This is a genomic window from Haladaptatus sp. (assembly GCF_049589095.1).
GTDB lineage: Archaea > Halobacteriota > Halobacteria > Halobacteriales > Haladaptataceae > Haladaptatus.
The window spans coordinates 1-6,192 of the sequence record NZ_JBAWAC010000489.1 but is presented as its reverse complement, the minus strand read 5'-3'; the positions used below and the strand labels follow the sequence as shown (position 1 = coordinate 6,192).

At 59.4% G+C, this 6,192-nt stretch carries 4 protein-coding genes, 2 tRNA genes and 2 pseudogenes; 4 read left to right on the top strand and 4 right to left on the bottom strand.

The features are described 5' to 3' along the window. From WBV42_RS15110 to WBV42_RS15095, 4 genes and pseudogenes are all read right to left on the bottom strand, one after another. Window positions 1–918 (bottom strand): annotated as a pseudogene (locus tag WBV42_RS15110) (DNA-directed RNA polymerase subunit A'); the annotation flags it as partial. Next, window positions 918–2,744 carry a DNA-directed RNA polymerase subunit B gene (rpoB, locus tag WBV42_RS15105; protein WP_190303755.1) on the bottom strand — a complete coding sequence of 609 codons (1,827 nt, stop codon included), beginning with the start codon at window positions 2,742–2,744 and terminating at the stop codon, window positions 918–920. The gene rpoB and the pseudogene WBV42_RS15110, both read right to left, overlap by 1 nt. Further along, window positions 2,744–4,300: a DNA-directed RNA polymerase subunit B'' gene (locus tag WBV42_RS15100; protein ID WP_253226715.1), complete on the bottom strand. Its 1,557-nt coding sequence runs from the start codon at window positions 4,298–4,300 to the stop codon at window positions 2,744–2,746. Before WBV42_RS15100 ends, rpoB begins: the two co-directional genes overlap by 1 nt. Beyond that, a complete protein-coding gene (locus tag WBV42_RS15095) occupies window positions 4,300–4,527 on the bottom strand; it encodes a DNA-directed RNA polymerase subunit H (protein ID WP_253226714.1) in 228 nt (75 codons plus the stop codon). The genes WBV42_RS15100 and WBV42_RS15095 overlap by 1 nt, the downstream gene beginning before the upstream one ends. 286 nt (window positions 4,528–4,813) lie before the next feature. On the opposite strand from WBV42_RS15095, the gene WBV42_RS15090 reads away from it, so the two are divergent. The 4 genes and pseudogenes from WBV42_RS15090 to WBV42_RS15075 form a co-directional block, all read left to right on the top strand. Further along, window positions 4,814–4,886, top strand: a tRNA-Asp gene (locus WBV42_RS15090). A gap of 141 nt (window positions 4,887–5,027) precedes the next feature. Next, window positions 5,028–5,594, top strand: coding sequence for a group I intron-associated PD-(D/E)XK endonuclease (locus WBV42_RS15085; protein ID WP_423986757.1), 567 nt, complete (start codon window positions 5,028–5,030; stop codon window positions 5,592–5,594). Then, window positions 5,548–5,620, top strand: a tRNA-Asp gene (locus tag WBV42_RS15080). The genes WBV42_RS15085 and WBV42_RS15080 overlap by 47 nt, the downstream gene beginning before the upstream one ends. A gap of 372 nt (window positions 5,621–5,992) precedes the next feature. Beyond that, window positions 5,993–6,192 (top strand): annotated as a pseudogene (locus tag WBV42_RS15075) (hypothetical protein); the annotation flags it as partial.

The following is a 6,192-nucleotide window of genomic DNA, read 5'->3' as shown; positions in this document are numbered from 1 at the left end:
CTGGCCGTTGTCCAGCGTGATCGACGGCCGAGCAGTCACCGGCGGGACCGGCAGGACGGTCAGGATCATCCACTCGGGACGCGAGCGGTCGGAGTCGATGCCGAGCGCCTCGATGTCCGAGTCCGGGATGTCCTCGAACCAGTCGCGGATGTCCGAGGGCATCAGCTTGTTCATGTCCTCGGTCGTCAGGTCGATGCCGAGCGCCTTCTCGATGGATTTCCGGTCCGCCTCGCGCGGGCGGAACTCGCCGGAAATGATCTGATTGATGCGCGAGATCTCGATGCCCGTTTTGTCCGCCAACTCTTGTGGCGCCATGGGTTCGAGGTCCTCGTCCTCCTCGCCGTTCTCGTCACGGCCCTGCATCCGGGAGGCGATTCGCTCGGAATACTCGCTCGTGAGAACCTGCTGGACCTCGTAGTAGGTCGTCGGCTTCTCGTGGTTGATGTCGTACTGGACCTCACCACAGTGCGGACAGCGGTCCTTCTTCCGCGCCTCGCGGATGGCCGCCTTCGTCACGTCGGTGATGTCGTTGCCGAGTTCCTTCGTTCGCGTGAGCATGCCGTGGTACTTCTCCTGTTCTTCCTCGGTGAGCAGGAGTCGAGAACAGTCACGGCACGTCCCGCGAAGCAGTCGGCGGATGAGTTTCGTGAAGCCGACGTGGATGACCGGCGCGGCCAGTTCGATGTGACCGAAGTGGCCGTTGCACGACCCGGAGTGTTGCCCGCAGGTCTTGCATTCCAAACCGGGGTCGATGACGCCCAATCGCGGGTCCATCAGCCCCATGTCGATGGGGAATCCGTCGTCGTCGTACGTGTCGGCGGTGATGATCTTCGTCGCCGACATCTCTCGGTACTCCTCCGGGTCCATCAGCCCGAAGCTGATGGAACCGATTTCCTTGGGAGTTTGACTTGTTGCCATTAGACTGCGTCCTCCAGTTCGAGTCGCGGCGCGATGCCAAGCGCCTTCATCTCGTCGAGCAGGAGCTTGAACGCGTAGCTCATCTCGATCTCGTGAATGTCCGTTTCTTCCTCACAGTTCGGGCAGTACACACGGTTCTGGTCGATGTTCTCGACCGCGCTCATTCCACACTGACCGCAGACGTAGATCCATTCGCGGTCGGAGGAGTCGAGCAGTCGTTCCTTGAGTGCCAGCGCGGCACCGTGTCCGATGAGCACCTCACGCTCCATCTCACCGACACGGAGACCACCCTCGCGGGCACGACCTTCCGTCGGCTGGCGCGTGAGCACCTGCACCGGTCCACGCGAACGAGCGTGGAGCTTGTTCGACACCATGTGGTAGAGCTTGTGGTAGAGAATGGTGCCGACGAAAATCTCGGCTTCAATCTTCTCGCCCGTCACGCCGGAGTACATGATTTCCTTCCCCGACGATTTGTACCCGCGTTCCTGCAGCGCGGCGCGGAGGTCCTCTTTATCCTCGCCGGTGAACGCGGTTCCGTCCACGCGACGACCTTCCATCGCGCCGACTTTTCCGCCGATCATCTCCAGCACGTGACCGACCGTCATCCGCGACGGCAGCGCGTGCGGGTTGACGATGAGGTCCGGGACGACCCCTTCCTGCGTGAAGGGCATGTCCTCCTGCGGTGCGATGTGACCGACGACACCTTTCTGTCCGTGTCGCGATGCGAACTTGTCCCCGAGTTCCGGGATTCGCTCGTCACGAACGGACACCTTGGAGAGCTTCGAACCGTCCTCGCCCTCCATCAGCGTGACCGTGTCCACGACGCCGGATTCGCCCGAGCGCATCGTGACGCTGGTTTCGCGGCGCTTCTGTGGCGATAGGCCACCCATGTCGTCCGGCTCTTCGAGGAATCGCGGCGGACTCGTCTTCCCCAACAATACGCTGTTCTCGTCAACGCGCGTCTCGGGGTTGACCAGTCCGTCCTCGTCCAGATGCGTGTACGCGTCCTCACCGCGGGCACCGCGCACGTCGTCGCCCGGAATCTCGAAGCGGTCTTCCTGTCCACCAGGGTAGCGGCGTTCCTCACCCTCGTAGGTACGGAAGAAGTGCGAACGCGCGAGCGCGCGTTCGACGGACCCCTTGTTCATGACGAGCGCGTCCTCGATGTTGAACCCTTCGTAGCTCATGACCGCGACGGTGAAGTTCTGTGCGGCAGGTCGGTCGTCGAAACCGATCTGTTCCGTCGTCTGCGTCTTCACCATCGAGAGCTGCGGATAGTGGAAGAGGTGTTGTCGCGTGTCCGGGCGAATACGGTAGTTCGCCGACGGCAGACCGAGCGACTGCTTCATCATCCCCGCACCCATCGTAATCCGGGGACTGGCGTTGTGCTCCGGGTACGGAATCATCCCGGCACCGATACCGAAGATGAGTTGCGGGTCGATTTCGAGGTGCGTGTGGTCCTCGTTCAACTCGGTGTCATCGACGGCGACGTAGATGTCCTCTTCCTCCTCGGCGTCGATGAACTCGATCTTCCCACGCTCGACGAGGTCTTCGAACGAGAGGTCTCCCTGCTTGAGCGCCTCGGTTTCCTCGTCCGTGATGCGCGTTTCGCCGTCCTCGACCACGAGGAGCGGGCGGCGTGCGCGCCCCGCGTCGGCGTTGATGATGACCTCGCTGGTGCGTCCCTTGACCGAGACGTTGACCATCTCGCTGACGTCGCCCCGTCGGCGCGCCTCACGGACCTGATCTGCAAGCTGTTCGGGGTCGGGGTGTGTCCCGACCAAACTGCCGTTGACGTATACTTTGGCTTCTCGTCCCTGACTCATCAGTCTGCGCTCCCTTCGATGCTCTCGATTCCGGGAATTCCCTCGACGCCCATCGACGAGAGTTCCTGTTTCAGTTCCTGTTCGTCCTCGATGTTCTGGCTGAGTTCCATCGCCTGCGCGAAGTTCTTCACCAGTCCACAGTTCGGCCCTTCCGGCGTCTCGGACGGGCAGATACGACCCCACTGGGTCGCGTGCAGGTCACGTGCCTCGAAGTGAGGCTGCGAACGACTGAGCGGACTGCGGAGACGGCGAAGGTGTGACAGCACACCCATGAAGTCCGTCCGGTCGACCAACTGCGATACGCCGGAGCGGCCACCGACCCAGTTCCCCGTCGCGATCGGGTGTTCGAGACGCTCGGTGAGAACGTCCGACCGAACCACCGTGTTCACGGACAGTTGTCGGTTACGCATGTTCGCGCGTTCGAGCTGGTACTTCACGTCGCGTGCCAGCTTGTTCAGCGCCGTCCGGAACAGGTCCTTCATCAGGTCGCCGGACACTTTCAGTCGCTTGTTGGCGTAGTGGTCCTTGTCGTCCGAGTCGCGCCGACCCAGTGCGAGTTCGAAACACGCCTCGGCCATCCGGGCGAGGTAGTACGCCTTGTTGATGCGAACTTCCTCCTCCTCGACACCGTCCTCGTGGAGGTGCGGCAGGAGATAGCGGTCGATGACGTAGTTTGCCCGTTTCAACTGGTAGTTTTTGCCCTGTCCGGAGGCGACCCGCTTCCCGAGGGTCTCGATTGCCTCCTCCTGTGTCTGGACTTCGGCGGCCTCCAGATTTTCGAGCATGAACTTCACGATTTCCGGGTCGTCGGAGACGCGGTGAACGATCTCCTCGTCGGATTCGAGTCCCAGCGCACGAACGAGCGTGACGAAGTTGACGCTTCCCGAAACGGACGGGAACGACACTTCGAGCAGGCCGTCACGCGAGCGCTCGACCAGAACCAAGGCACGGTATCCTCGGCGCTGGCTGAACGTCTTTGCGACCTGAATTTCGTCGCCGTACTTCGTGTCGTACTCGGCGAGAATCTTGTTCGGTGCCAGGTCCTCGGAGGTCATCAACACCCGTTCGGAACCGTTGACGATGAAGTAGCCGCCGGGGTCGGCGGGGTCCTCACCGATTTCGACCAGGTCGTCCTCGTCGAAGTTGGCGATGTTACACTTCTCGGAGCCGACCATGATCGGCATCCGTCCGACCTTCGTCTCGGTCGAATCGACGACGCGTTTGTCGTCGCCTTCGCCTTTGACGATGGTCATCTCCATGAACACCGGTGCGGAGTACGTGATGTTACGGAGGCGTGCCTCCTGCGGGTAGAGGAGTTCTTCACTCCCGTCCGCTTCGCGTACGCGCGGAGTAACCACACGAATGTCGCCGAGTTCGACGAACACCGGTTCCTCTCCTTCCTTGTCACCGATGTCGGTGTCGATGATTCCCTTCTCGGTAACGACTTCCTGCATACCTCGGTTCAGGAAGGCGTTAAACGAGCGGTAGTGATGCTCCGCGAGTCGTTCTTTCGAGAAATACTCCCTCGATAGTTCGCGTCGATCTTGCTGTTGCATTATTCCACCACGAGTCGATACACGACTGCTCGTTCGGTCGTTCGTGAGTCGCGGACGATTTTGATAACGTCACCCGGCTCTGCGTCGTCGGGCAGTGCAGGGTCGGTCCGTTTGATCTTCGGCAGGTCTGTACTCTTGATGTCGTATTCCGCGAGCACTTCGTCGATTTCGTCCGAATCGACGATGGTGTGCTCCGGAACCATTTTGTGTTGGCTTACGTCTACCATGTGTGCACGAGTTTCCGGCTAGCGGGAGAAATGGCTATCACGAGATACTACAGGGTATTACACGTAGCACTCATTTAAGGCTTGCTAAATAGGGTTCGCACACGCTCGGCTATCCCGAATACCTCCGCACCGAACGGAGGAAGCCAACTGAACACTGCTATCTACTCCGTTCTGGTATAAATGGTTTGGGCAAGCGGGATGCGTTAACATAGCTCGGTACGAATCCACATACGGAACGTCATTGGAAAGCCTTAAGAGTACAAGCCAGAAAGAAGTGAATGCGAAGGCCCGGGTGGTGTAGTGGCCCATCATACGACCCTGTCACGGTCGTGACGCGGGTTCAAATCCCGCCTCGGGCGCTTTCTAAACTTTCAACTCTCGAATAGAGTCGTCTGTACTTTGTAACTCGTAAGGTTGTTCCTCGTTCGTTACCTCTAATTGCCGGTTCGAACACGGCATAGATTCAAAAACGATACCGACACATCGTTCGACGACGAGCGATGAACACATCACGGAAGGGGGACGAAACGGAGAGCATCGTTTTGAGCAGGCTCATGGGAATCGGTCTCTCGGTGTCTGTTCCGTTCGGGGATAGCGATAGATACGACCTCGTCGCCGACGACGGTGGTAGCCTCCATCGAGTGCAGTGCAAGACGGGAAGTTGGATAAACGGAACCGTACGTTTTAACCTCTATACGTCCACCGTCGGAGTTGACGGACGTGTGGATTCGGAGTACACTACGGACGAAATCGATGCCTATGCTGTGTATTCACGGAAGACCGACCACGTGTACTGGGTACCCATCCGGGACACCGGTTCCGGCGAGATGCGTCTCCGAGTGGACCAACCGCACCCGAACGCCCCGATATCGAAGATCAATTGGGCGAGCGACTACCGACTTTCATCGACGTTCGGGAGAAAATCCCAGCGAGGCCGTATCCGGATTGCGTCAACCATTCCCATTGAGCAATCAAATCGACACCCCTTAATAAGGGCGCGAGAAAGAAGTGAATGCGAAGGCCCGGGTGGTGTAGTGGCCCATCATACGACCCTGTCACGGTCGTGACGCGGGTTCAAATCCCGCCTCGGGCGTATTTCTTCCGAACTCACCGACGAGCAACGCGGATGCGTTGCTCGTCTCCCAGTGAGGACGAAATCGCCAGCGAATTTGAATCAGACCGAGGTTCTGCTCCGTGCGCAGGTTCTCGGGCGTGGTTCAAATCCCGCCTCGGGCGCTTTTCAAAATCTCAATTCTCGAACAGTGTCGTCTTTATACTCTCTCTCTCCGACGATGGGATTTGAACCCTCACTTCCCGAAAAGAACCATCTGTATTCTGTGACGTGATTTCGGGACGAAATCCCCCTCGACACGAGGCAAACCTATACAAATGGTGGCGTCGTGACAGGTGTGGGGGACGAACGAATGGCACGAACGGGGGAGACGGTTCTCATGGGATGGGGCGGATGAACCGTCGGGTAGTTGTCTCGATCATTCTGGTATTGCTGGTCGCTCACGGTGGCTGGACGGCTACCGGACGCACAGCGGATACGGCGGCCAGCCAACAAAGAACGCCGAACCCGACGGGATCGTTCTGTATCGTCTCGACCGCGTCGAACGTGCCGATAAACGGGTCGGGAAACCTCTCGATCACGTTCGTCAACAC